The sequence below is a fragment of the Nocardioides oleivorans genome (assembly GCF_004137255.1).
In the GTDB taxonomy this organism is placed as follows: domain Bacteria; phylum Actinomycetota; class Actinomycetes; order Propionibacteriales; family Nocardioidaceae; genus Nocardioides; species Nocardioides oleivorans.
In genome coordinates, this window is the sequence record NZ_SDWT01000001.1 from 495,803 (window position 1) to 516,068 (window position 20,266).

The following is a 20,266-nucleotide window of genomic DNA, read 5'->3' on the forward strand; positions in this document are numbered from 1 at the left end:
GGGGGTCTCCGTCGCACGGCTCAGGCCGGTCGCGCCATGATGGTGCGGCCGGCCTGGTCCGTCTCCTGCCGGTCCACCAGAGGGGAGTCACATGCAGCTCGAGCTGAGCCCGTCCGACGCCGAGTTCCGCGACCGCATGCGGGAGTTCTTCACGACCCAGGTGCCGCAGGAGATCCGCGACACCGTGCTCGAGGGTCGTCACCTGACCCGCGACCAGATCGTGGAGAGCCAGCAGGTCCTCAACGCCGAGGGCCTGGCCGTGCCGCACTGGCCGACCGAGTGGGGCGGCCAGGACTGGTCCGAGCTCCAGCGACACCTGTGGCACGAGGAGATGCAGCGCGCCGGGGTGCCTCTGCCGCTGGCCTTCAACGCCTCGATGATCGGGCCGGTGATCGCGCAGTTCGGCAGCGAGCAGCAGAAGCAGCGCTTCCTGCCCGACACCGCCAACCTCGACATCTGGTGGTCGCAGGGCTTCTCCGAGCCCGACGCGGGCTCCGACCTGGCGAGCCTGCGCACGAGCGCCGTGCGCGACGGCGACGACTGGGTCGTCAACGGGCAGAAGACGTGGACCACCCTCGGCCAGCACGGCGACTGGATCTTCACGCTCGTGCGCACCGACCCCGAGGTGAAGAAGCAGCAGGGCATCTCGATGCTGCTCATCGACATGACCACGCCCGGCGTCGAGGTCCGCCCGATCGAGCTGATCGACGGCGGCCACGAGGTCAACGAGGTGTGGTTCACCGACGTCCGGGTGCCCGGGGAGAACATGGTCGGCGAGGTCAACAGCGGCTGGACGCAGGCCAAGTTCCTGCTGGGCAACGAGCGCGTCGGGGTGGCCCCGGTCGGCGCGACCAAGCGGGCGCTCGCGACCCTCAAGCAGAACGCCGCCGACCAGATGCAGGACCCGCTCGTCCGTGCGCGCGTCGCCGAGCTGGAGAACGACCTGCTCGCGCTCGAGCTCACCGCCCTGCGCGTCGTGGCGAACTCCACCGACGGGGCGCCGCACCCGGCGTCGTCGGTGCTGAAGCTGCAGGGCACCGTGCTCCAGCAGGCCGTCAGCGAGCTCGCCGTCGAGCTCGCCGGGCCGGCATCGCTGGCCGCACGCGCCGACGACGACTCACCGCAGGAGGGCTGGGCGAGGCGGGCCGCACCGACCTACCTCAACCTCCGCAAGGCCTCGATCTACGGCGGCTCCAACGAGATCCAGCGCCAGATCATCAGCCGCACCATCCTGGGACTCTGAGGAGAGCGCGACATGGACTTCACCTACGACGACGAGCAGCAGGCGCTCCGCGAGGCCGTCCGCGGCCTCCTCAAGGGCGCGTACGCCGACCACGAGGCGCGGCGCCGCACGGTGGCCGAGGAGCCGGGCTTCGACCGTGCCCTGTGGGGCCGGCTGGCCGAGATGGGCGTCCTCGGGCTGCCCTTCAGCGAGGCCGACGGAGGCGTCGGCGCCGGGCCGGTCGAGATCGGCATCGTGTGCCAGGAGCTCGGCCGGGTGCTCGCGCCCGAGCCCTACCTCGCCTCGGTCGTGCACGCCGGCGGCCTCGTGGCCGCCGTCGGCACCGCCGAGCAGAAGGCCGACCTGCTGGGGCGGCTCAGTGCCGGCGAGCTCGTGCTTGCCGCGGCCGACACCTCCCCCGGCGGGCGCTGGGCCTCGCGCGCGGACGGCGTGCGTGCCTCCGCCGACGGCGACACCTGGACGCTCGACGGCGTGGCCGACCCGGTGGTCGGCGGCGAGTCCGCGGACGTGCTCGTCGTGACGGCCGCCCTGCCCGACGACGGCGGCACCGGGGTCTTCCTCGTCGCCTCCGACGACGTCGTGCGAGCCGGCTACGCGACCGCCGACCTCACCCGTGCCGCGAGCGTGACCTTCGCCGGCAGCGCGGCCACTCCCCTCGGCGAGCCGGGGCGCGACCTGGCCGCGAGCATCGCCACGATCAGCGACCTGACCCGCATCATGGGCGCCAACCAGGCGCTCGGCGTGATGCAGACCCAGGTCAGGGCGACGACCGACTACCTCAAGTCCCGCAAGCAGTTCGGGGTCACGCTCAACACCTTCCAGGCGCTGACCTTCCGGGCCGCCGACATGTACGTCTCGCTCGAGCTCGCCCAGAGCCTCGTCGACTGGGCGACCATGACGATCGCCGGTGGCGACCCCGAGGCCGTGGCGGAGGCGGCCGACCGGGTCGGCCTGCAGGTCAGCCGGTCCGGGCGACACATCGGCCAGGAGGCGATCCAGCTGCACGGCGGCATCGGGATGACCGCGGAGTACGCCGTCGGAGTCGGCACGGCGCACCTCACCGTCCTCGAGCAGTGGCTCGGCAACGGCTCGCACCACCTCACGCGACTGGCCGCCCGCGTCGACGACCACGAGCTGGTCGAGGCGCTCTAGTGGACCTCTCGCTCACGGAGGAGCAGCAGGCCTTCCGGGCGCTGGCGCGCGACTTCCTCGAGCGCGAGGCCGTCCCGCACCGCATGCAGTGGGACCACGACGAGTCCGTCGACCTCGCGATCGTGCCGAAGATGGCCGAGCTCGGCTTCTTCGGGCTGACGATCCCCGAGGAGTACGGCGGCGTCGGCGGCGACTACGTCACCTACTCGCTCGCCATGGAGGAGCTCGGCCGTGCCGACTCCGCGCTCCGTGGGATCGTGTCGGTGAGCAGCGGGCTGGTCGGCAAGTCGATCCTCTTCCACGGCACCGAGGAGCAGAAGCAGGAGTGGCTGCCGGCGCTGGCCTCGGCAACGAAGCTCGGCTGCTTCGGGCTCACCGAGCCCGGCACCGGGTCCGATGCCGGCAACCTCACCTCCCGCGCCACCCGCGACGGTGACGACTGGGTGGTCTCCGGGCAGAAGCTCTTCATCACCAACGGCACCTGGGCCGACGTCGCGCTCGTCTTCGCCCGCACCAGCGACGACGGCCCGCGCGGCGTGACGGCGTTCCTCGTGCCGACCGACTCCCCCGGCTTCCGCGCCCGCGAGGTGAGGAACAAGCTGGGGCTGCGCGGCCAGGCGACCGCCGAACTGTTCCTCGACGACGTACGGGTCCCGGACTCGGCGCGGCTCGGCGAGGTCGGCCAGGGCTTCAAGATCGCGATGGGCACCCTCGACAAGGGGCGCCTCGCGGTGGCCTCCGGCTGCGTCGGCATCGTGCAGGGCTGCCTCGAGGCGTCGGTGGCGTACTCCGTCGAGCGCACCCAGTTCGGCAAACCGATCGCGTCGTTCCAGCTCGTGCAGGACATGATCGCCGACATCTCCGTCGACGCCGACGCCGCCCGGCTGCTCGCGTGGCGCTGCGCCGACCTGATCGACCGTGGCGAGCCCTACGGGACCGCCGCGTCGAAGGCGAAGCTCTTCGCCTCCGAGGCCGCCGTCCGCGCCGCCAACAACGCGATCCAGGTGCACGGCGGGGCGGGCTACGTCGACGACTTCCCGGTCGCGAAGTACCTCCGCGACGCCCGGGTGATGACCCTTTACGAGGGCACCTCACAGATCCAGAAGCTGCTCATCGGGCGCGCCGAGACCGGGATCAACGCCTTCACCTGAGGGTGGCCGGACTCCCCCGTGCGGGGACCCTGCCGCTGTGCGGTCCTCCTGACGCGGCATGAGCGTCATTGGCACCGCACTGTGCGTCACCGCGCGCGGCTCACGCGTCCCTCGTCCCAGACCGGGCCGGGCGACTCGTAGACCTCGCCGTCGGCGCCGTAGACCAGGAACCGGTCGAAGCCGCGGGCGAACCAGCGGTCGTGGGTGACCGCGAGGACCGTGCCCTCGAAGGCCTCGAGACCTGCCTCCAGCGCCTCGGCCGACTGCACGTCGAGGTTGTCGGTGGGCTCGTCGAGGAGCAGCAGGGTGGCGCCGGACAGCTCGAGCAGCAGGATCTGGAACCGCGCCTGCTGACCGCCGCTCAGCGACTCGAAGGCCTGCTCGCCGGCATGGGCGAGCTCGTAGCGGTCGAGCACCCGGCTCGCCGCCTCGCGGCCCATCCCGTCACGGTGGTCGTCGCCGCGGTGCAGGATCTCCAGCAGCGTGCGGCCCACGAGCTCGGGGTGGGCGTGCGTCTGCACGAACCAGCCGGGCCGCACCCGCGCGCCGAGCTTGGCGTTGCCGGTGTGCGGCACCGGGGCCGGTGGGTCGCCGACGGGCTGGTGCTCGATGTCGGGGTCGCTGCCGCCGGCCGCGAGGAGCCGGAGGAAGTGCGACTTGCCGGACCCGTTGGAGCCGAGCACGGCCACCCGCTCGCCGTACCAGACCTCGAGGTCGAACGGCTTCATCAGCCCGGTCAGCTCGAGGCCGGTCGCGACGACGGCGCGCTTGCCCGTGCGGCCGCCCTTGAGGCGCATGGTGACCTGCTGCTCACGCGGCTGCTCCATCGGCGGCCCGGCGTCCTCGAACTTCTTCAACCGCGTCTGGGCCGCGCGGTACTGCGAGGACATGCCGTCGTTGTACTCCGACTTGATCTTCAGCCTGAGCACGAGCGCCTTGATCTTGGCGTGCTCCTCGTCCCAGCGGCGGCGCATCTCCTCGAAGCGCTCGAAGCGGTCGCTCCGCGCCTCGTGGTAGCTCGCGAAGCCTCCCGGGTGCGTCCACACGAGGTTGCCGGCGCTGCCGAGCTCGACGGTGACGATGCGGGTCGCGGTGTTGTTGAGCAGCTCGCGGTCGTGGCTGATGAACAGGATCGTCTTGGCCGACTCGCGGATCCGCTCCTCGAGCCAGATCTTGCCGGGCACGTCGAGGTAGTTGTCGGGCTCGTCGAGCAGCAGCACCTGGTCGGGGCCGCGCAGGAGGTACTCCAGCACCAGCCGCTTCTGCTCACCGCCCGAGAGCGTCGACAGCAGCCGGTGGCGCGCGCGGTCGAAGGGCAGCGACATCGACGCCGTCGTGCACACGTCCCAGACGACCTCGGTGTCGTAGCCGCCGGCGTCGGCGTACTCGCCCAGGGCAGTGGCGTACGCCATCTGGGTGCGCTCGTCGTCGACGTCCATCAGCGCCAGCTCGGCGGCGTCGACCGCCTCCGCGGCCGCGCGGACCCGCGGCGGGGCCACCGAGAGCAGCAGGTCGTGGACGGTCTCCTCGCCCCCGCCGTGGCCGACGAACTGGCGCATCACGCCCAGCCCGCCGGAGCGGGTGACCACGCCTGCGTGCGGGGTCAGGTCGCCGGTGACGATGCGCAGGAGCGTCGTCTTCCCGGCCCCGTTGGCACCCACGAGGGCGACCTTCTGCCCGTCGCCGACACGGAAGCTGACGTCGTCGAGCAGCACCCGCCCGTCCGGCAGCTCGTACCTCACACCGGCCACGTCCACATGTCCCACGCGGAGGATTGTCCGGCATCGGGTGCGGGGCGCGCACCCGGATTGTGGTTGGGTGAAGGGCATGGCTTCGACGACCTCGGAAGAACAGACCACGGTCCCACGCTGGCGGATCATCGGCCCCGGGCTGGTGGTGGCCGCCACCGGCGTCGGCGCGGCCGACCTCGTCGCCACCCTGATCGCGGGCCAGAAGTTCGGCTACACCCTGCTGTGGTGCGTGGTCGTCGGCTGCGTGATGAAGATCGTGCTGGTCGAGGGGGCCGGTCGCTACTCGCTGGCCACCGGGCAGACGATCTTCGAGGGCTGGCGCTCCCTCGGGAAGTGGACGACGTGGTACTTCGCGCCCTACATCGTGATCTGGGGGTTCGTGTACGGCGCCGCGGCGATGGCCGGCACCGGCCTCGCCCTCCGCGGACTCACCGGCGGCCTGTCGACCACGTGGTGGGGCATCCTCTCCGGCCTGCTCGGCCTGGTGCTCGTGTGGAGCGGCCGCTACGGCGTCTTCGAGAAGGTGCTGGCCGCCCTCGTCGGCATCATGTTCGTCACCATGGTCGGCGCGGCGCTGCTGACCCTGCCCAACCTCGGCGAGCTGCTCACCGGGCTCGCGCCGCGCATCCCCGACGGCGGCCTCGTGAACACCCTCGCCCTCGCAGGTGGCGTCGGCGGGACGATCACCCTGGCCGCCTACGGCTACTGGCTGCGCGAGAAGGGCTGGGCCACCCCGACGTACATGCGGGTGATGCGCATCGACAACACCGTCGCCTACGTCGTCACCGGGATCTTCGTACTGGCCACGCTCGTCGTCGGCGCCGAGCTGCTCTACTCGACGAGCGTCGCGATCGAGAACGGCGACGCCGGCCTCGTCGACCTCGGCGTGGTCCTGCAGGACCGCTACGGCCAGTGGGCCGGCAAGCTCTTCCTGCTCGGCTTCTGGGCGGCCGCGATGTCGTCGCTGGTCGGGGTGTGGAACGGCGTCAGCCTGATGTTCGCCGACTTCATGACCAACGTGACCGGCGGCACCAGCGACGACCCGGAGGCCCGCGCGGGAGGCCGGTGGTACCGGATCTACATCCTCTGGCTGACCTTCCCGCCGATGGTGATGATGTTCCTCGGCAAGCCGGTCTGGCTGATCCTCGCCTACGGCGTGCTCGGCGCCTTCTTCATGCCGTTCCTCGCCGTCACCCTGCTGTGGCTGCTCAACACGGACCGCACACCGGTCCAGTGGCGCAACAAGCTGCACTCCAACGTGCTGATGGTGCTCTGCGCGCTCGCCTTCGTCGTCCTGTGCGTCAACGAGGTGCGCAAGGCGGTCGACGGGGCCTGAACGACTCCCGGGGCGCCGATCAGGGCAGCCGCGTGAGGTCGACCTGACGTCGTACGGCGCCGGTCACCTCACGCACCTCGTCACCGACGAACACGCCGTTGAAGCCCTCGCAGGTCGCGTCGGTGACCACGGTGCCGACGTAGCCGCCACCGGACAGCAGCGCGGTCCGCGGCAGCGGGCCCGGGGCGGGGCAGTCGTAGTCGGTCCGGCGGACCGGTGCGGAGAAGATCGTGTCCTGGGCGTCACGCGAGTCCACCCCGATGAACCGGCGGCTGGCGGTGAGCTGGTCGTCCGCGTCGTACCGGCACAGCGAGAAGGAGTCGGAGGTCGACCCGGTCAGGGCCTCCGACTCCCCGAGCGTCACGGGGCACTCGTTGGGGTCGACGCCGTCGATCAGCCGCACCGAGTCGACGATGCGTCGGGTGAGCGCCTCGTCGGGCGTGGCGACCGTGACCGTGTCCTGGCCGTCGTACCAGTAGCCCAGCCACGTCCCGTCGGGGTAGTCCGCACCCTCCGCCTCGTACCAGGCCTGCCAGACGTCGCCGCTGGCGTAGGGCGGGTCCTCGCCGTCCAGCGAACCGATGGTCACGCCGTAGCCGTGGGCGGGCTCGCACCCGATCCGCGCCACCGCCGTGTCGGGCCGGGTGACGACCGGGCGGGCGTCCGCAGGCGCCGCGACACCGCCCACGCACCAGGCCGAGGCCCCGCCGTGGCCCCAGTCCACCGGCACCTCCAGGGTCACGTCGTGCCACGACTCCGCCCGGTAGCCCGTCTCCACGACGCCGGGCGGCGGTCCCGGGTCGACCGCCGAGCCGTCGGCGATCCCCGGCCCGCTCCCGCTGCCGGCGCCGAGCGCGGTGAGGCCCAGCGGCACCGACGCGGCGACCACCGCCGCGGTCGCCACCGCCAGCGTCGTACGACGTCGGCGCAGCCGGCGCCGCGCACCGGCGGCCAGCCCGGTCGCGTCGGGGGCCGCCGCGGCGCGCTCGCCGAGGGTGTCGCGCAGCCGCGCCTCGAGGTCGCTCGTCGGGTCACTCATCGTCGTCTCCCAGATCGTGTCGGAGCTCGTGTCGGAGCGTTGCGATCCCGCGGGACACGCGGGACCGCACGCTGCCCTCGCGCACCCCGGTCAGGGCGGCGATCTCGGCGTAGTCGAGGTCCTCGTAGAACCGCAGCACCACCGCGGTGCGCTGGTCGGGCGGCAGAGCCCGGCAGGCGCGCCAGAGCCGGTCGCGCTCCTCGGGCGCCACGCCCGAGGGGACGGGACGGTCGATGACGGTGTCCACCGGCAGCTCGCGCCGGCGGAACGCGCGCCAGCGCGTGACGTTGGCGTTGACGACCATCCGGCGCACGTAGGCGTCGGGGTCCTCGACGCGGGAGATCCGCGACCAGCGCGGCAACGCCCGTGACAGCGCGTCCTGCACGACGTCCTCGGCGTCGGTCGCGTTGCCCGTGAGGACGTAGGCCAGCCGCAGCAGGGCCGGACCCCGGGCCGCGACCCAGCTGTCGAAGTCGGGCACCTGCACGCGGGTCCTCCCGGCCTCGATCAACGTCGTCATGCCCTACCAACGCGGCGCCCCGGCCGCGTGTTGCGAGCAGGGGTCAGATTCTCTCGGCCACCCGCCGCGCCGCGACGCCGAGGACCTCCCACGTCGAGGAGAACGGCGGTGCGTAGGCGAGGTCCATCCACGCCAGGTCGTCGACGGTCCCGCCGGCCCAGAGCACCGCAGCCGCGGTGTCGATGCGCTTGCCGGCACCGCGCCCGCCCGCGACCTGCACGCCCAGCAGCCGACGGGTCGTGCGGTCGGCCATCACCCAGATCGCGATCGGCTCGGCCTCGGGCATGTAACCCGTGGTCGTCGTGCCCTCGGTGACCAGGGAGACGACGTCGAGGTCCGACGCCTCTGCGCTCGACAGGCCGGTGCGGGCGATCTCGAGGTAGGTGTCGCCGTGCGCGAACCGGGTGATCGAGGTGTCGACCATCCCGTCGAAGGCGAGCGAGCCACCGGCGAGGCTGTCGCCGAGGGCACGTCCATGCTTGGTGGCGTAGGTCCCGAGCGGTCGGAACACCCACGCGTCGTCGATCCGTCGCCGCACCTCGCAGCAGTCGCCGGCCGCCCAGAGGTGCTCGGCGATCCGGCCGTGCGGGTCGGGCCGGAGCGCGCCGTTGTCGGCCATCTCGACGCCCGACCCGGCCAGGAACTCCGTGGCCGGGCGTACGCCGACCGCGACCACCACGAGGTCGGCGGGCCGGCTGCCGCCGTCCCACCGCACACCGGTGACGCGATCGCCCTCGGTGTCGAGGCCGGTGACCTCGGCGCCGAGCACCACCTCGGCACCGGCGTCGCGCAGGGCGGCGTTGACCCGCTCCTTCATCTCGTCCTCGAGCATCGACATGCCGCGTCCCCGGGTGAGGACGGTGACGCCGAAGCCGTGGCGCAGGGCCGCCTCGGCGACCTCGACGCCGACGTAGCCACCGCCGACGACGACCACGCGGGCACCCTCGTCCGCGGCCCGGAAGCGCTCGAGCCAGGCGGCACCGTCGTCGAGCGTCTTCACCACGCCCACGCCGTCGTAGGCAGATCCGTCGGGGCGCAGCGCCCAACCGGGCACCACGGCCGGGGCACCGCTGGCGACCACCAGGTCGTCGTACTCCACCACCGTGCCGTCGGCGGTGGTCACCGTCCGGGCGACGAGGTCGGCGCCGACCACCTCGACACCGAGCCGGAGGTCGATGCCCGCCGCGCGGTGCTGGTCGGCGGTCCGGGCGACCAGGTCGTCGCCGCTGGCGACGTCCCCGGCCATCCAGTAGGGGATGCCGCAGGCGCTGTAGGACGTGTGGGTGCCCTTGTCGAGCACCGTGACGGCCAGCTCGCGACCGGACCTCCTCGCCGTCCGCAGCGCCTGGTGCGCCGCCGACATGCCGGCTGCGTCGGCTCCGACGACGACGACCCGCTGGGGACCCACTCCCTCGCCCCGCCCGATCACTCCTCGGTCTGCTTCGCCCAGAGGTTGATGCCCGACTCGACGGCGAAGGAGTCGATGGCGGCACGCTCGACCCCGGTCAACGCCGGGCTCTCGAGCGCGTCGAGGTTGGTGTCGAGCTGCTCGACGCTCGAGGCACCGATGACCGCGCTGGTCACGCGCTCGTCGCGCAGCACCCACTGGAGCGCGAGCTGCGCGAGCTTCTGGCCGCGCTCGCGGGCGATCTCGTTGAGCTTGCGCACCCGGGTGAGCGTCTCCTCGTCGAGCCCGGTCATCGTCGAGTCGTCCCGCGCGGCGCGCGAGTCCTGCGGCACGCCGTCGAGGTAGCGGTCGGTGAGCAGGCCCTGGGCGAGCGCGGTGAAGACGATGCAGCCCATCCCCTGGGCCTCCAGCTCGTCGAGCAGGCCGCCCTCGATCCAGCGGTTGAGCAGCGAGTACGACGGCTGGTGGATCAGCAGCGGCGTGCCGAGCTCGCGGGCGATGTCGGCGGCCTCCTTCGTCTTCGCCGCGGAGTAGGACGAGATCCCGACGTAGAGCGCGCGGCCCGAGCGGACCGCCGCGTCGAGCGCCATCATCGTCTCCTCGACCGGGGTGTCGGGGTCGAAGCGGTGGCTGTAGAAGATGTCGACGTAGTCGAGGCCGAGCCGCTCGAGCGACTGGTCGAGGGAGGCCAGGACGTACTTCCGCGACCCGCCACCCTGGCCGTACGGACCGGGCCACATGTCCCAGCCGGCCTTCGTCGAGATGATCAGCTCGTCGCGGTAGGGCGAGAAGTCGTCCTTGAGGTAGCGGCCGAAGTTCTCCTCGGCACGACCGTAGGGCGGGCCGTAGTTGTTGGCGAGGTCGAAGTGCGTGATGCCCCGGTCGAAGGCCCGGCGCAGGATCGCACGCTGGGTCTCCTCGGGCCGGTCGGTGCCGAAGTTCTGCCACAGCCCCAGCGACAGCACCGGGAGCTTGAGGCCGCTCCTGCCGGTCGAGCGGTACTGCATGCCGGTCGATTCGTCGTACCTGTCGGGGGCTGCGTCGTAGGCCATGACCCCATCCTGCCCGTTCCGCAGCCGCTGCTCACAGGTCAGGGATGGCCCCGGAGGCGTGTCGGGGGGATGCCTGATGGTGGACGCGCACCCGACAGGGTTGACTTGCCCCATGTCCTCCTCGCTCGCCACCGCCCTGCGCAGCTCCGCACTGCGCCTCGCGATCGCGTCCGTGAAGCGCGTCCCGGCGAGCATCCGCTTCCCGTTGCAGCGCGACGGCCTCCAGCCCGTGCCCCGCCTCGAGGCCAGCCGCACCCGCGGTGACGTCGTCCAGCTCGGGCGGTTGTTCGGCACCCGCCTCTGGCTCGTGACGGGGTACGACGTCTCCCGGTCCGTGCTGGCCGACTCCGAGGCGTTCGCCAACGACGTGCGGGGGCTGATCGGGCGGCAGGACCGCGCACCGGCCGAGCGGATCGGCGGGCTCGGCATGACCGACCAGCCCGACCACGGCCGCCTCCGCGGCGTGCTCACCCCCTACTTCACCCGCCGCCGGCTCGCCGAGCTCCAGGGCGACATCGACCGCGTGGTCGAGGCCGCCCTCGACGACATGGAGGCCCACGGTCCCGAGGTCGACCTCGTCGAGCACTTCGGCTTCGCGGTGCCCTTCGGCGTGATCTGCGACCTCCTCGGCATGCCCCACGTCGACCGTCAGGAGTTCCGCCAGCACGGCGCCGCACGCTTCGACCTGCGCGACGCCGGCGCCGGGATCTTCGACACCGCGACCGGCACCCGCCAGTTCCTCATCGACCTCGTCGCGTCCGAGCGGCGCGACCCCCACCTCCCCGACGGGCTCGTCTCCCGGATGGTGGCCGACCACGGCGCCGACTTCGACGACGTCGAGCTCGGCGGGCTCTCCGACGGCATCTTCCTCGGCGGCTACGAGACCAGCGCCAGCATGCTCTCCCTCGGCACCTACGTCCTCCTCCAGGACCCGCAGTCGTGGAAGGCGCTCCAGAGCGGCAGCACCGAGGAGGTCGACCGCGTCGTCGAGGAGCTCCTGCGGTTCGTGTGCCCGGTGCAGGTCGCGTTCCCCCGGATCGCCCGCCACGAGGTCGAGATCGGTGGCGCCCGGGTGCGCAAGGGCGACATCGTCGTGGTCTCCCTGACCGGGGCGGGTCGCGACCCGGCCCGCCACGTCGAGCCCCAGCAGTTCGACCCGACGACCGAGGCCGCGGGCACGCTGGCGTTCGGCCACGGGCTGCACCGCTGCGTCGGCGCCGAGCTCGCCCGGATGGAGCTGCGCACCGCGCTGGTCGCGCTCGCCCGCCGCTTCCCCGACCTCTCGCTGGCCTGCGACCCGTCCGAGCTGAGGTTCAGCGAGCTCGCGATCGTGCACGCGGTGGAGAGGCTGCCCGTCCGCCTGCGCTAGGCACCACGGCTGGGTCCCCGTCCGTACCCTCGAGGCATGGCAGGTCGGCCCGCCCTCGTCCTCGCCGCGGCCCTCGTCGCGGTCGCCACCGCCTGCACGGCCGAGGACCCCCGGTCGGGCACGTCGCCTGCCGAGCGTCGTACGACGTCCGCGCCGGGCACCACACCCAACCCGACCCCCGAGGCCACGACGCCCACCGCGGAGCCCACCGAGGAGACCGCCGAGGAGCCCACCGAGGAGCCCGTCACCGAGCCCGCGCGCCCGGAGCCGAGGCGCTCCTTCGTCACGGTCCCGGCGATCGGCCTGCGCGACTTCCCGGTCGTGCGCTACCGCGGCTCGCCGGACGACGGTCCCGGCACGGCGCTGCAGGATGCCGGCGAGATGGCCTCCCCGCGCGGCCCGCGCGGCGGCACCGGGCCCGGCGAGGTCGGCAACTACATCGTCACCGGGCACCGGCTCACCGGCACGGCTCCCCTCCGCGACTCTCCCTCCCTGCAGCGCGGCGACCGGATCCTCGTCCGCACGGGCGACACGGTCTTCGTCTACGAGGTCCGCCGCACCCGCTGGACGTCGTTCCGCCGGGTCGCGTCGCTCGAGGCGCAGCGCTCCGCGGTGCCCGGGCGACCGGACGCGACCGCGACCCGACCGATGATCACCCTGTCCACCTGCGCGACGCCGGAGGACCACGCCAACGGCAACTACTGGGCCGACGAGTTCGACAACCCCGAGCACCGCATCGACAAGATCGGCGTCCTCGTCGCCACCCGCCCCGCGGCCTGAAACCGGGTTGCCCGCCGGAGCTGCGCCGCGGTTGGATGCGCCGCATGCCCGGCCTCAGCGACCGCTGGCGCGACGAGGAGTTCGTCGCCGCCGCCCACGCGTGGATCCACGACCAGCTCGACGGGACCGTCTCGCCCGTCGTCTCCATCGAGCAGACCCACGTCACCGACTGGTCGACCGTCATGCGGGTGACCACTCGATCCCGGACGAGGTGGTTCAAGGCCAACGACCCGTCGATGGTGCACGAGGCGGCGCTCACCGCCTTCCTCGCACCTCGCTCGGACGGGCGCGTGCCCCTTCCCCGGCCGTTCGACCCCGAGACGGGGTGGATGCTGGTGGTCGACATGTCCCCCCGCCTGCGCGAGGTGGTCGCCGAGGAGCGGAGCCTCGATCGCTGGCCCGAGGTCCTGGAGGCCTACGCGCGCATCCAGCTCGCCTGCGAGGACGAGGTCGACGCCCTCCTCGCCCTCGGCGTCCCCGACCGCCGCCTGCACACGCTGCCCGGGGCGTACGCCGACCTGCTGGCGGGCCTCGACGACCCGGACCCGCGCCTGCCCGACCCGTCGGCCGTCGCGTCGATGTGCGACGCGCTGGCGGCGTACGGCATCCGGGAGACCGTGCAGCACGACGACCTCCACGACGGCCAGGTGTTCCTCCCGCACGGTCGCGCCCACATCCTCGACTGGGGCGACGCCTGCGTCTCGCACCCGTTCCTCACCCTCGCCGTGACGCTCGAGGGCGTGATCGCGTGGGGCGTCGACGACGTCGCGGGGTCCGAGGACCTCGGGCCGCACCTCGCGGCCTACCTGCGGCCCTACGCGGAGGCCTACGAGCTCGGTCCCGACGAGCTCGACGACGCGGCCCGCCGCGCGATGCGGCTCGGGTGGGTGTGCCGGGCGATCAACGGGGCGATGCCCGGCGACCCGGCCCAGACCCACACCCGCCTGCGGATGTTCCTCGACGGCGCCGGGTAGGGCGCGCTCAGCCGCGCCGGGTCTCCAGGACCCGGAAGCCCTTGTGGCTCGCCAGCCGCTCGGTGGGCCAGCCCTCCTCGCCGAGCCAGCGCTGGAGCGAGTCGGCGCCGAGGTTCTTGCCGACCACCATGACCATCCGGCCACCGGGCGCGAGCCGGGGCAGCCAGGTCAGCAGGAGCTCGTGCAGGGCCGCCTTGCCGATCCGGATCGGCGGGTTCGACCAGATCTCGTCGAAGACCTGGTTGCCCGGGACCTGCTCCGGCGTGCACGCCACGAACCGCGAGTCGAGACCGGCCGTCCTGGCGTTGTCGTTGGCGAGCAGCAGGGCACGCTCGTTGACGTCGACGCCGGTCACGTTGGCGAGGGGCACGGCCCTGGCCAGCGCGAGCCCGATGACGCCGTAGCCGCAGCCGAGGTCGAGGAACTGGCCCTGCGCCGGCGGCTCGAGCTCCCTGAACAGCACGGCGGTCGCGTGGTCGAGGTGGCCGCGGCTGAAGACGCCCGACCCGGTGTCGAAGGAGATCGTGCTCCCCCACAGCTGGGCGGTGAAGCTCTCCCGCTCGAACGGCACGCTCGGGTCCGCGGAGAAGTAGTGCTCGGTGGTGTCGTCCTGGTCAGGCATCGATGGCCTCTCGCTTGGCTCGGGCACGGGTGGCCTGCGCGGCCAGCTCGTCGTCGTCGGGGTAGCCGACCTCCTCGAGCGTGAGGCCGTGGGCGTGCACGACGCGCACGCCCTGGTCGCGGCGTCGTCCGGCCATCACCTCGGCCGGCCACGAGGCCGGCTGCCGGCCCTCCCCCACCGCGATGAGGCTGCCGACGAGAGCGCGCACCATGTTGTGGCAGAAGGCGTCGGCGCGCACCGAGCCGACCACCAGCCCGGCGTCGTCGCGGCGCCAGTCGAGGTCGAGCAGGGTGCGCACGGTGGTCGCGCCCTCGCGCTGCTTGCAGAAGGCCGCGAAGTCCTGCAGCCCGACGAGCGGGCCGGACGCCTGGTTCATCGCGTCGACGTCCAGCCGGCGTCCCCACGCCAGCACGTGCCCGCGCACCAGCGGGTCGGCGAGCTCCTGGGCATCGGCGATCCGATAGGCGTAGCGGCGCCAGATCGCGGAGAAGCGGGCGTCGAAGCCCTCGGGCGCCTCCCGGATCCGTAGTACCCGCAGGTCCGGCGGCAGGATCCCGTCGACCCGGCGGGCGAGGGCGGCCGGGGGCGCCTCGGTCGAGCGACCCGCGGAGGCCTCGACGACCTCGGGCTCGACGTCGAGGTGGGCGACCTGTCCGCGGGCGTGCACGCCCGCATCGGTGCGTCCGGCGACGGTGACGCGCACCTGCGGGACCCGCAGCGCGGTCGCGAGCGCCGCCTCGAGCGTCCCCTGCGCGGTCCGCAGGCCAGGCTGGGCGGCCCACCCCGAGAAGTCGGTGCCGTCATAGGCACAGTCGATCCGCAGCCGCACGAGGCGATCCTAGGGCGGCGCCGTCCCGGGCGTTCACCTGCACCCGAGGGCGAGGCGTGCCTAGTCTGGTCGCGTCATGACTTCCCTGCGCCTCGCCTCGCTGCTCGCGTCCGCCGTCCTGGTCGCCCCGGTGTCGTACGCCGTCGCGCCGGCAGTGGCCGCCCCACCCTCCGACGACCGGTCCGGGGTGCAGCGCGCCCCGGGGACCGGGCTCGGGACCGACTCGGACGGCGACGGCCTCGCCGACGACGGCGACGGCTGCCCGACGGTCGCCTCGAGCAACCCGACCGGCTGCCCGTCCGCCTGGCGCAAGGTGTCGCTGAGGTGGCTCGCGGGCGAGCAGCGCCTGCAGGCGCAGGTGAGCTCGCCGGTCAGCGCCTGTGCGTCCCGCGCCCGCATCAAGCTCTGGCTCGACCGCACCGACCGGGCCGACAAGCTGCTCTCGTCCAACGCGTCCTTCGACGGACGCCGGAAGTTCAAGGTCCCCGGCGGTGCGCGCTACTACGTGACGGTCTCGCCGTCCTACAGCACCGGCGTGGCCGAGTGCGGCAAGGCGACCTCCCGCACGGTCCGGGTCCCGCGCTGACCCTTTGTCAACCGATGGGTTGACAACGCCTCACCGGCGGCCTACCTTCTATTCAACCAATCAGTTGAAGAAGGTGCTCCATGACGGACCAGCTGTCCCGCGTCTTCGCTGCGCTCGCCGACCCGACCCGTCGCGACATGGTGGCCCGCCTCACCGAGGCCGACCACACCGTGGGCGACCTCGCCGAGCCGTACGACGTGAGCCTCCAGGCCGTCTCCAAGCACCTCAAGGTGCTCGAGGACGCCGGCCTGGTGACCCGGAGCAGGCAGGCCCAGCGCCGCCCGGTGCACCTGGAAGCCGAGGTGTTCGACCTGATGACGAAGTGGATCGAGCGCTACCGCCGACAGGCCGAGGAGCGGTTCAGCCGCCTCGACGCCGTGCTCGCGCGGATGCAGGACGAGGACAACCCCACCCCCAACGACACCACCCAGGAAGGAACCGCATCATGACCACCACGCAGACCCCCGAGAAGACGACCCGCTACCCGGAGGCGGCCATCCTCCCCGACGAGCACGTGCCGGCCGTTCACATCTGGCGCGACTTCGAGGCCACGCCCGCGCAGCTGATGCGGGCGCACACCGACGCCGACCTCTTCGCCCAGTGGATCGGGCCGAGCTCGCTCACCACCCGCATCGAGGAGTGGGCGTGCCGCACCAACGGCGCCTACCGCTACGTCTCCACCCGCGGGGAGGAGGAGTACGCCTTCCGCGGCACGTTCCCGTTCGTGGGCGACGACAAGATCGTGCAGACCTTCACGTGGGAGGGCATGCCGGAGGCGGTCGCGCTGGAGACGCTGACGTTCGAGGACCTCGGCGACGGTCGCACCCGCCTCCACGCGTTCTCCCTCTGCGACTCCTTCGAGGGCCGCGACCAGATGCTCGCCAGCGGCATGGAGACCGGCGTCCACGAGGGCTACGCCAAGCTCGACGACATGCTGGCGAAGGGCACCTTCTGATGTCACTCCCCGACGCCCCGGCCGCCCGCCACGAGGTGGTGGCCGGGGAGTTCTCCCGCCTTGTCGGGGCTGCCACCGACTGGGCCGCACCAGCACCCGTGGACGGCTGGACGGCGCGCGACGTGGTCGAGCACCTGGTCACCTGGCTGCCCGGCTTCCTGGCCTCCGGCGGTGTGGAGCTGCCCGCCGGACCGGCCGCGGCCGACGACCCGGTCGGCGCCTGGCACCACCACGCCGACGGCGTGCAGGCCCTGCTCGTCGACCGCGGCGACGACGAGTTCACGCACCCCTTCCTCGGCACCATGACGCTCGCGCAGGCCGTCGACCGCTTCTACGTCTCCGACGTCTTCATGCACTCGTGGGACCTCGCGGCGGCGACGGGCCAGGTCGCCCGCCTCGACGAGGAGTTCGCCACCGAGCTGCTCGGCGGGATGACTGCGATGGAGGACGTGCTCCGCAGCTCGGGCCAGTACGGTCCCGCGTTCCCCGTGGCCGACGACGAGCCCGTGGTCGCGCAGCTGATGGGCTTCGTGGGCCGCGACCCCGCCTGGGAGCCGGCACCCTGACGCCCTCCCCTAGGGTCGACGACATGAGGTACGTCGTCATCGGGGCCGGCGCGGTCGGCGGAGTCATCGGCGCCCGGCTGGCCCTCGCGGGCGTGGACGTCACGCTCGTGGCCCGCGGCCCGCACCTCGACGCCATCCGCTCCCGCGGCCTGGTCGTCGAGTCCGCCGCCGGCCGCGAGGTGGCCGAGGTGGTCGCCGTCGGTTCCCCCGCCGAGGTCGACTGGGCGCAGGACCACGTCGTGCTCCTGTGCGTGAAGGGGCAGCAGACCGTCGCCGCGCTCGAGGACCTCGTCGCCAGCGCCCCGCCGGAGACCCCGGTGGTCTCGGTGCAGAACGGGGTCGCCAACGAGCGCGAGCTGCTCCGCCGCTTCGAGCGCACCTACGGCATCACGGTCATGCAGCCGTGTGCCCACCTCGAGCCCGGCGTCGTGGTCCAGCAGTGCCACCCGATCCCCGGGCTGCTCGACATCGGCCGCTACCCCGCCGGCGTGGACGACGTCTGCACGGCGGTGTCCCAGGACCTCCAGCGAGCGGGCTTCGAGTCCGTCCCGCGGCCCGACATCATGGCGTGGAAGCACCGCAAGCTCGTGCTCAACCTGGCCAACGCCGTGCAGGCCTGCTTCGCGCCCTCCCCCGCCGCCGACGAGCTCCAGGTCCGCGTCCGGGCCGAGGGAGAGGCCGTCCTCGCCGCCGCCGGGATCCCGGTCGTGACCGAGGAGCAGGACGCCGTACGACGAGGGGACAAGCTGCAGGGACGCCAGCGCCCCGACGCCTTCGGGTCGACCTGGCAGAGCCTGACCCGCGGCACCGGGGACGTCGAGACCGACCTCCTCAACGGCGAGGTCGTCCTCCTCGGCCGCCTCCACGGCGTACCCGTCCCGGCCAACGCCGCCCTCCAGCGCGTCTCGACCGCGGCTGCCCGCGACGGGGTGCCGCCCCGGTCCCTCGACGCCTCCGAGCTGCTCGCCGCGCTGTAACGCCGGGTTCGTGCTTGTACCCACCCCCTTGCAACAGGGGTGGTACAGCTCATGACCCGGCGTTACAGCGCGGCTGCCGGCCGGCGGGGGGTATGACGAAGGCCCGCCACCCCGGTGGGGTGACGGGCCTCGCGGTGCGAACGGTGTGGCTCAGGCCTTGGACTCGTCCTCGGGGGCCTCGTCCGACTCGGCAGCCTCAGCGGCGGCCTCGTGCTCCTCGGCAGCGGCCTCGTGCTCCTCAGCGGCGGCCTCGTGCTCCTCGGCAGCGGCCTCGTGCTCGGCGGCGGCGGCCTCGTGCTCCTCGGCCGCGGTGGCCTCGGTCTCCTCCACCTCGGACTCGGCAGCCGGCGCAGGAGCGGCGGCAGCCTCGGTCTTCTTGGTCGAGGGGGCCTTCGGGCTGTAGGCCTCGGTCACCAGCTCGATGACGGCCATGGGGGCGTTGTCGCCCTTGCGGGGGCCGATCTTCGTGATGCGGGTGTAGCCACCGGGGCGCTCGGAGAAGGTCGGGGCGATCTCGGTGAACAGGGTGTGCACGACCGACTTGTCGCGGATGGTCTTGAGGACCTCGCGGCGGTTGTGCAGGTCGCCCCGCTTGGCCTTGGTGATCAGCTTCTCCGCGACCGGGCGCAGCAGGCGCGCGCGCGTCTCGGTGGTGGTGATCCGGCCGTGCTCGAACAGGGCCGTGGCCAGGTTCGAGAGCATCAGGCGCTGGTGGGCCGGGCTGCCGCCGAGGCGGGGACCCTTCTTGGGCTTGGGCATGTCGTGGCTTCCTTCTCTCGGGCCGTGTCAGGTACCCGGGTAGACGACCGGCAGGGCTGCCGGTCGGTTTTGAGTGGTACGACCCCGGCCACCGCGGAGGGTGGCCGGGGTCGGGAGATCAGAGCTGCTCGTCCTCGATGAACGCGTCGTCGTCGTCGTCGCCGTAGGCGGCGAGGGCGGCGTGCGGGTCGAAGCCGGGCGCGCTGTCCTTGAGCGAGAGGCCCATCTCGACGAGCTTGGCCTTCACCTCGTCGATGGACTTGGCGCCGAAGTTGCGGATGTCGAGCAGGTCCTGCTCCGAGCGGGAGATGAGCTCACCCACGGTGTGGATGCCCTCGCGCTTGAGGCAGTTGTAGGAGCGGACCGTCAGCTGCAGGTCCTCGACCGGGAGGGCGAGGTCGGCGGCGAGCTGCTCGTCGACGGGCGACGGGCCGATGTCGATGCCCTCGGCCTCGACGTTGAGCTCACGGGCCAGGCCGAAGAGCTCGACGAGCGTCTTGCCGGCCGAGGCGATCGCGTCACGGGGACGGATCGACGGCTTGGTCTCGACGTCGATGACGAGCTTGTCGAAGTCGGTGCGCTGCTCGACACGGGTGGCCTCGACCTTGTAGGTCACCTTCAGCACGGGGCTGTAGATCGAGTCGACCGGCATGCGGCCGATCTCGTTGTCGGCACCCTTGTTCTGGACCGACGAGACGTAGCCGCGGCCACGCTCGACGACGAGCTCCATCTCCAGCTTGCCCTTGTCGGACAGCGTGGCGATCTTGAGCTCGGGGTTGTGCACCTCGACGCCGGCGGGCGGCGTGATGTCGGCGGCGGTGACGTCACCGGCACCGGACTTGCGGAGGTACATCACCACGGGCTCGTCGTGCTCGGAGGAGACGACGATGCCCTTGAGGTTGAGGATGATCTCGGTCATGTCCTCGGTGACGCCCTCGATGGTCGAGAACTCGTGGAGGACGGAGTCGACCTTGATGCTGGTGACGGACGCACCCGGGATCGAGCTGAGGAGCGTACGGCGCAGCGAGTTGCCGAGCGTGTAGCCGAAGCCCGGCTCCAGGGGCTCGATGACGAACCGCGAGCGGAACTCGTCGACGGTCTCTTCCGTGAGGGTGGGGCGCTGAGCGATGAGCACGGAGCTGTTCCTTTCCGGATCCACCCGCTATTTGACGGATCCGAACATGATGAGGAGTGGTG

21 protein-coding genes are annotated in these 20,266 nt (G+C 72.4%); 12 read left to right on the forward strand and 9 right to left on the reverse strand.

The window, feature by feature from the left end:
- Positions 1-91 precede the first annotated feature (91 nt).
- From EUA93_RS02345 to EUA93_RS02355, 3 genes are read left to right on the forward strand one after another with little or no spacing between them, the layout of a single operon-like run.
- Positions 92-1,243, forward strand: coding sequence for an acyl-CoA dehydrogenase family protein (locus tag EUA93_RS02345; protein ID WP_129398406.1), 1,152 nt, complete (start codon positions 92-94; stop codon positions 1,241-1,243).
- A 12-nt stretch (positions 1,244-1,255) separates the two neighbouring features.
- Positions 1,256-2,395: an acyl-CoA dehydrogenase family protein gene (locus EUA93_RS02350; protein ID WP_129398408.1), complete on the forward strand. Its 1,140-nt coding sequence runs from the start codon at positions 1,256-1,258 to the stop codon at positions 2,393-2,395.
- The gene (locus EUA93_RS02355) at positions 2,395-3,546 is read left to right on the forward strand and encodes an acyl-CoA dehydrogenase family protein (protein ID WP_129398410.1); all 1,152 of its coding nucleotides are present in this window, start codon (positions 2,395-2,397) and stop codon (positions 3,544-3,546) included. The genes EUA93_RS02350 and EUA93_RS02355 overlap by 1 nt, the downstream gene beginning before the upstream one ends.
- 86 nt (positions 3,547-3,632) lie before the next feature.
- Here the strand turns inward: EUA93_RS02355 and EUA93_RS02360 are convergent, their stop codons facing one another.
- The gene (locus tag EUA93_RS02360) at positions 3,633-5,312 is read right to left on the reverse strand and encodes an ABC-F family ATP-binding cassette domain-containing protein (RefSeq protein ID WP_129398412.1); all 1,680 of its coding nucleotides are present in this window, start codon (positions 5,310-5,312) and stop codon (positions 3,633-3,635) included.
- Positions 5,313-5,373: 61 nt separating this feature from the next.
- Between EUA93_RS02360 and EUA93_RS02365 the strand changes: the two genes are divergently transcribed.
- Entirely contained in the window at positions 5,374-6,633 is a 1,260-nt protein-coding gene (locus EUA93_RS02365) for an Nramp family divalent metal transporter (RefSeq protein WP_129398413.1), read from the forward strand.
- A 19-nt stretch (positions 6,634-6,652) separates the two neighbouring features.
- On the opposite strand, the gene EUA93_RS02370 is transcribed toward EUA93_RS02365, so the two are convergent.
- From EUA93_RS02370 to mgrA, 4 genes are read right to left on the reverse strand one after another with little or no spacing between them, the layout of a single operon-like run.
- Positions 6,653-7,672, reverse strand: a complete 1,020-nt coding sequence (locus EUA93_RS02370; protein WP_129398415.1) for a hypothetical protein — start codon at positions 7,670-7,672, stop codon at positions 6,653-6,655.
- The gene (locus EUA93_RS02375) at positions 7,665-8,192 is read right to left on the reverse strand and encodes a SigE family RNA polymerase sigma factor (RefSeq protein ID WP_129398417.1); all 528 of its coding nucleotides are present in this window, start codon (positions 8,190-8,192) and stop codon (positions 7,665-7,667) included. The genes EUA93_RS02370 and EUA93_RS02375 overlap by 8 nt, the downstream gene beginning before the upstream one ends.
- Positions 8,193-8,235: 43 nt before the next feature.
- Positions 8,236-9,600 (reverse strand): FAD-dependent oxidoreductase, encoded by a 1,365-nt coding sequence (locus EUA93_RS02380; protein WP_207208587.1) that lies wholly within the window; start codon positions 9,598-9,600, stop codon positions 8,236-8,238.
- A 17-nt stretch (positions 9,601-9,617) separates the two neighbouring features.
- Positions 9,618-10,652, reverse strand: a complete 1,035-nt coding sequence (gene mgrA / locus EUA93_RS02385) for an L-glyceraldehyde 3-phosphate reductase (RefSeq protein WP_129398419.1) — start codon at positions 10,650-10,652, stop codon at positions 9,618-9,620.
- Between the two features lie 112 nt (positions 10,653-10,764).
- Here mgrA and EUA93_RS02390 point away from each other — a divergent pair, with 112 nt between their 5' ends.
- The 3 genes from EUA93_RS02390 to EUA93_RS02400 are packed head-to-tail and all read left to right on the forward strand — an operon-like array spanning position 10,765 to position 13,775.
- Positions 10,765-12,021, forward strand: coding sequence for a cytochrome P450 (locus tag EUA93_RS02390; RefSeq protein ID WP_129398421.1), 1,257 nt, complete (start codon positions 10,765-10,767; stop codon positions 12,019-12,021).
- 36 nt (positions 12,022-12,057) lie between these two features.
- Entirely contained in the window at positions 12,058-12,801 is a 744-nt protein-coding gene (locus EUA93_RS02395) for a class E sortase (protein ID WP_129398423.1), read from the forward strand.
- 44 nt (positions 12,802-12,845) lie between these two features.
- Positions 12,846-13,775, forward strand: a complete 930-nt coding sequence (locus EUA93_RS02400) for a phosphotransferase family protein (protein WP_129398424.1) — start codon at positions 12,846-12,848, stop codon at positions 13,773-13,775.
- Between the two features lie 7 nt (positions 13,776-13,782).
- Here the strand turns inward: EUA93_RS02400 and EUA93_RS02405 are convergent, their stop codons facing one another.
- Together EUA93_RS02405 and truA are read right to left on the reverse strand one after the other, a co-directional pair.
- A complete protein-coding gene (locus EUA93_RS02405) occupies positions 13,783-14,397 on the reverse strand; it encodes a class I SAM-dependent methyltransferase (RefSeq protein ID WP_129398426.1) in 615 nt (204 codons plus the stop codon).
- Positions 14,390-15,226: a tRNA pseudouridine(38-40) synthase TruA gene (gene truA / locus EUA93_RS02410; RefSeq protein WP_129398428.1), complete on the reverse strand. Its 837-nt coding sequence runs from the start codon at positions 15,224-15,226 to the stop codon at positions 14,390-14,392. The genes EUA93_RS02405 and truA overlap by 8 nt, the downstream gene beginning before the upstream one ends.
- A 76-nt stretch (positions 15,227-15,302) precedes the next feature.
- Between truA and EUA93_RS02415 the strand changes: the two genes are divergently transcribed.
- The 5 genes from EUA93_RS02415 (at position 15,303) to EUA93_RS02435 (ending at position 18,310) form a co-directional block, all read left to right on the forward strand.
- On the forward strand, positions 15,303-15,812 hold the full coding sequence (locus EUA93_RS02415; protein ID WP_129398430.1) for a hypothetical protein: 510 nt from the start codon (positions 15,303-15,305) through the stop codon (positions 15,810-15,812).
- A gap of 80 nt (positions 15,813-15,892) precedes the next feature.
- A complete protein-coding gene (locus tag EUA93_RS02420) occupies positions 15,893-16,261 on the forward strand; it encodes an ArsR/SmtB family transcription factor (protein ID WP_129398431.1) in 369 nt (122 codons plus the stop codon).
- Positions 16,258-16,767, forward strand: coding sequence for an SRPBCC domain-containing protein (locus tag EUA93_RS02425; protein ID WP_129398433.1), 510 nt, complete (start codon positions 16,258-16,260; stop codon positions 16,765-16,767). Before EUA93_RS02420 ends, EUA93_RS02425 begins: the two co-directional genes overlap by 4 nt.
- Positions 16,767-17,333 (forward strand): maleylpyruvate isomerase family mycothiol-dependent enzyme, encoded by a 567-nt coding sequence (locus tag EUA93_RS02430; RefSeq protein WP_129398435.1) that lies wholly within the window; start codon positions 16,767-16,769, stop codon positions 17,331-17,333. Before EUA93_RS02425 ends, EUA93_RS02430 begins: the two co-directional genes overlap by 1 nt.
- A gap of 23 nt (positions 17,334-17,356) precedes the next feature.
- Complete coding sequence (locus tag EUA93_RS02435) at positions 17,357-18,310, forward strand: ketopantoate reductase family protein (RefSeq protein WP_129398437.1); 954 nt, start codon at positions 17,357-17,359, stop codon at positions 18,308-18,310.
- 150 nt (positions 18,311-18,460) lie between these two features.
- On the opposite strand, the gene rplQ is transcribed toward EUA93_RS02435, so the two are convergent.
- Both rplQ and EUA93_RS02445 read right to left on the reverse strand, forming a co-directional pair.
- Positions 18,461-19,069: a 50S ribosomal protein L17 gene (gene rplQ, locus EUA93_RS02440; RefSeq protein ID WP_129398439.1), complete on the reverse strand. Its 609-nt coding sequence runs from the start codon at positions 19,067-19,069 to the stop codon at positions 18,461-18,463.
- 118 nt (positions 19,070-19,187) lie between these two features.
- Positions 19,188-20,204, reverse strand: coding sequence for a DNA-directed RNA polymerase subunit alpha (locus tag EUA93_RS02445; protein WP_121141540.1), 1,017 nt, complete (start codon positions 20,202-20,204; stop codon positions 19,188-19,190).
- Positions 20,205-20,266: the final 62 nt, after the last annotated feature.

Excerpts from the sequence above, each read along its gene's own strand:
- EUA93_RS02345 (WP_129398406.1), top strand. The coding sequence starts at position 92 with ATGCAGCTCGAGCTGAGCCCGTCCGACGCCGAGTTCCGCGACCGCATG.
- EUA93_RS02350 (WP_129398408.1), top strand. The coding sequence starts at position 1,256 with ATGGACTTCACCTACGACGACGAGCAGCAGGCGCTCCGCGAGGCCGTC.
- EUA93_RS02365 (WP_129398413.1), top strand. The coding sequence starts at position 5,374 with ATGGCTTCGACGACCTCGGAAGAACAGACCACGGTCCCACGCTGGCGG.
- EUA93_RS02370 (WP_129398415.1), bottom strand. The coding sequence starts at position 7,672 with ATGAGTGACCCGACGAGCGACCTCGAGGCGCGGCTGCGCGACACCCTC.
- EUA93_RS02375 (WP_129398417.1), bottom strand. The coding sequence starts at position 8,192 with ATGACGACGTTGATCGAGGCCGGGAGGACCCGCGTGCAGGTGCCCGAC.
- mgrA (WP_129398419.1), bottom strand. The coding sequence starts at position 10,652 with ATGGCCTACGACGCAGCCCCCGACAGGTACGACGAATCGACCGGCATG.
- EUA93_RS02390 (WP_129398421.1), top strand. The coding sequence starts at position 10,765 with ATGTCCTCCTCGCTCGCCACCGCCCTGCGCAGCTCCGCACTGCGCCTC.
- EUA93_RS02395 (WP_129398423.1), top strand. The coding sequence starts at position 12,058 with ATGGCAGGTCGGCCCGCCCTCGTCCTCGCCGCGGCCCTCGTCGCGGTC.
- EUA93_RS02400 (WP_129398424.1), top strand. The coding sequence starts at position 12,846 with ATGCCCGGCCTCAGCGACCGCTGGCGCGACGAGGAGTTCGTCGCCGCC.
- EUA93_RS02405 (WP_129398426.1), bottom strand. The coding sequence starts at position 14,397 with ATGCCTGACCAGGACGACACCACCGAGCACTACTTCTCCGCGGACCCG.
- EUA93_RS02415 (WP_129398430.1), top strand. The coding sequence starts at position 15,303 with ATGACTTCCCTGCGCCTCGCCTCGCTGCTCGCGTCCGCCGTCCTGGTC.
- EUA93_RS02420 (WP_129398431.1), top strand. The coding sequence starts at position 15,893 with ATGACGGACCAGCTGTCCCGCGTCTTCGCTGCGCTCGCCGACCCGACC.
- EUA93_RS02425 (WP_129398433.1), top strand. The coding sequence starts at position 16,258 with ATGACCACCACGCAGACCCCCGAGAAGACGACCCGCTACCCGGAGGCG.
- EUA93_RS02430 (WP_129398435.1), top strand. The coding sequence starts at position 16,767 with ATGTCACTCCCCGACGCCCCGGCCGCCCGCCACGAGGTGGTGGCCGGG.
- EUA93_RS02435 (WP_129398437.1), top strand. The coding sequence starts at position 17,357 with ATGAGGTACGTCGTCATCGGGGCCGGCGCGGTCGGCGGAGTCATCGGC.
- rplQ (WP_129398439.1), bottom strand. The coding sequence starts at position 19,069 with ATGCCCAAGCCCAAGAAGGGTCCCCGCCTCGGCGGCAGCCCGGCCCAC.